The organism is Enteractinococcus helveticum (genome assembly GCF_020742345.1).
GTDB lineage: Bacteria > Actinomycetota > Actinomycetes > Actinomycetales > Micrococcaceae > Yaniella > Yaniella helvetica_A.
Genome location: NZ_DYXC01000145.1, coordinates 1 through 2,782, shown reverse-complemented (window position 1 = coordinate 2,782; position 2,782 = coordinate 1). Strand labels below are relative to the sequence as shown.

Below are 2,782 nucleotides of genomic sequence, written 5' to 3'. Positions count from 1 at the left end.
GCGCAGCGCTCAGGTGATTTGCTTGCCGATGCACAAAAAGTAGTCGATCATTGGGAGAAGCTTGGGATGGACGTCCGCGTTGTTCACAAAGACGTCGTCTCACCGCGGGTGTATGCCACCGGTGGACCGGTTGTTAGAGCAAGCTTTCTAACAAAGATCCCGGGCGATGACATGTACGAAGTGGGAGCTGTGGGTAAGTGTGTTGCTGGCTACGATCTTGACTTGCAGGAAGAAGAGCGTCAACGCCGAGCGGATCGTGAAGCCATCCCAGGTGACAACTACTTCGACAATCACCCGCCAGAGGACACGGACCACGAATAATCATTGCGTAGTCGTTTGAGATGTCACCTCAGCAGGACCGCAGCCGCCGGGCTTCTGGTCCTCATAGTCGTCACAGGATATGCCTCGAAACAGCGAACAACTGTACCCGAATCACTAGAGAGCCCCCGAGCAGATTACACTATTGAACAGGCCCGCCAAGATCCGATCGATTTCGTCACGGCCACAACGGAATTATTAGCATCAGATAACTGGGAGTCGTCCTCCGGGACTCCGTGGCCGGGAACCCGCACCCTGCCCAATGGCGAAGACGGCACTTACTACTCCTATAGCCTACGCACTGACCAGCGCTCCGATGACATGGATGCCGATGTCCAGAAAGTCATCGACTACTGGGAAAGTCTGGGCGTGAGTACCCGTATCGTTGACCACGGTGAGTATCCAACTGTCTATGCAACGGGCGGCCCCGTGGTGAGAGCAAGCTTCATATCGAAGATCCCAGGCGCTGACAAATACAAAGTGGGAGCCGTCGGTGGGTGTGCACCGGGCGATAGTTTGGAACTGATGCAAGTTGAAAATGAACGCGCCGAGCAACGTGAAATCATTCCGGGCGACAGCTATTTCCCGAACCATCCACCAGAAGATACCGAAGCCGTCGAAGGTGATGCCGATATCCAGCCTTCGGAGCAAATCGACTAAACCCGGTCAGATCGAACTATGTGAGGGAGCTCAAACCAGAATTACGGCTGCCATGAGCCAATGCGCTGTGCATGCTCGTGTCCTCTAGACCATGACTACCAACCGAATCAGGTATGTGTCTCCTGGGCTGACATTGGCTTCCACACAATGTCGACGCCATCTTCAACGAGCAACCACCCGATGCGTTCGTAGTCGTAAGCAATGTTGGAGGAAAACCAATAGGTCGTATCGGGGTCCCAACCAGCGATCACACTGGCGGAATCAGTGACGTCGTCGACGGGGATAGCAATACCAGCAGCCGAGAGGTACGCACCAACCTGAAGATGTACGGCGTCATAATGTTGTGCAACCTGCACCCAGTCGGGAGTTATCCACCGGCCTATTCGTCCCGTGGTTCGGTACCAATCGTGGCGTTTCTGCGCAGTGACGTCCATCGGAAACCGTGCACACAGCTGTGCCCAGTCGGAAGCATCTCTAATCTCGAACACAGAATCGTCATCCGACACGAGCAGTCTCATGCTTTCGGCGTCTTCCCAGCCGAAGCTGTCCTCGACGAACCACAGGCCAGCAGGGCTATCGTCAAACAGCTTGCGAGTCGATGTGGGCATGGTGCCAGGCGGGTGAGACCACCATTCATCGCTCCAGTTGGCAGTTGGGTCCGGATCGCGTTCCTGACGAGCCGCGCGCTCGTCAGCCCATTGCTGATCACTGGCCGCAAGTAATGTTGCATGCACGTCGTCAGGAATGCTGACGGGTGCAGCACCCTCCCATAACACGCAGTGTTGTGTAAATCGATCAACCGGAGTCCACCACCAAGCTGCCAGTGGTGAGGCTGCGATGTGTTCGGCCACGCGCTGCAGGGCATGTCGCATATCGGGTGTTGCTGCCAGCACGTCCTGGCCCTCGGGTTCCTGCCAGTAGCGAGTGTTGTCTACAGCGTCTGCTAACGCACTTCGTAGAGTTTTCGGAGTGGGCTCCAACAGCTCGACCATGTCCAGGCGCTCTGCGGCTTCGGCAGAAGTTACCACCGGCGTATCGGGCTCATCGGGGATGGGGCCGGCGCAGTCGTACTGAAGGCCAGCAAAGCAGATGGAATAAGCCCTGTTGTTTGGGGCACTGTCCCGGGACTCGCCGATGCTGTCCGAGTGGAAACTCCTGACATTCTGTTTGCCCAGGACGGTCGAGCGGTATTCCGCTGGGCGATCACTGAGGCCGCACGCCATGCCCAACGTGCACTAGAAGTAGCACAAATCCAAGGCGATGAAATCGCTGCGTTTATTCCGCACCAGGCAAATCTTCGCATCATTGAACCGTCGGCTGAGCAGCTCAATTTGCGCAACGCCATCGTATCCACGGATGTCCAAGAATCCGGTAACACTTCGGCGGCAAGCATCCCGCTCGCACTCTCAAAGCTGCTTCAGCAGCACGCGGTCCCATCAGGTGCGCCTTTATTGCTATTCGGATTTGGTGGTGGGTTTTCATATGCAGCCTTGGTTGTTGCTGCACCCTAACCAGGTCTTGGGCATGTTGCAACAGGTTGTCAAAACATGCAGTGAAGGACATGATGCATTACTTGGAACCATTGGGCCTTACCCCCTCAACCCGGTGTGGGCCCAGAGTAGGCTTGCTGGGTAAATAAAAGCTCCTATTTCGTTAGCTTATGAACGAAATAGGAGCTTTTGAAGTGGCGGTAGCGGAGGGATTTGAAATCTTTCCTAAGTGGCGTGGTCATGCGGTTCCCGCGTAATCATGCGGTTTTTAGATCACATGGGTCACTACGATTCATTATGTTTCGTGGTCACAT

General features: G+C 55.3%; 4 protein-coding genes. 3 read left to right on the top strand and 1 reads right to left on the bottom strand.

The features are described 5' to 3' along the window. A partial coding sequence (locus K8V32_RS12705) for a hypothetical protein (protein WP_303908127.1) occupies positions 1 to 321 on the top strand: 321 nt, incomplete at its 5' end. Positions 322 to 336: 15 nt separating this feature from the next. Further along, entirely contained in the window at positions 337 to 978 is a 642-nt protein-coding gene (locus tag K8V32_RS12700; RefSeq protein ID WP_303908125.1) for a hypothetical protein, read from the top strand. 107 nt (positions 979 to 1,085) lie between these two features. Here the strand turns inward: K8V32_RS12700 and K8V32_RS12695 are convergent, their stop codons facing one another. Continuing rightward, positions 1,086 to 2,006 (bottom strand): hypothetical protein, encoded by a 921-nt coding sequence (locus K8V32_RS12695; protein WP_303908122.1) that lies wholly within the window; start codon positions 2,004 to 2,006, stop codon positions 1,086 to 1,088. A gap of 117 nt (positions 2,007 to 2,123) precedes the next feature. On the opposite strand from K8V32_RS12695, the gene K8V32_RS12690 reads away from it, so the two are divergent. Further along, positions 2,124 to 2,489 (top strand): 3-oxoacyl-[acyl-carrier-protein] synthase III C-terminal domain-containing protein, encoded by a 366-nt coding sequence (locus K8V32_RS12690; protein WP_303908119.1) that lies wholly within the window; start codon positions 2,124 to 2,126, stop codon positions 2,487 to 2,489. The last annotated feature ends 293 nt before the right edge of the window (positions 2,490 to 2,782 follow it).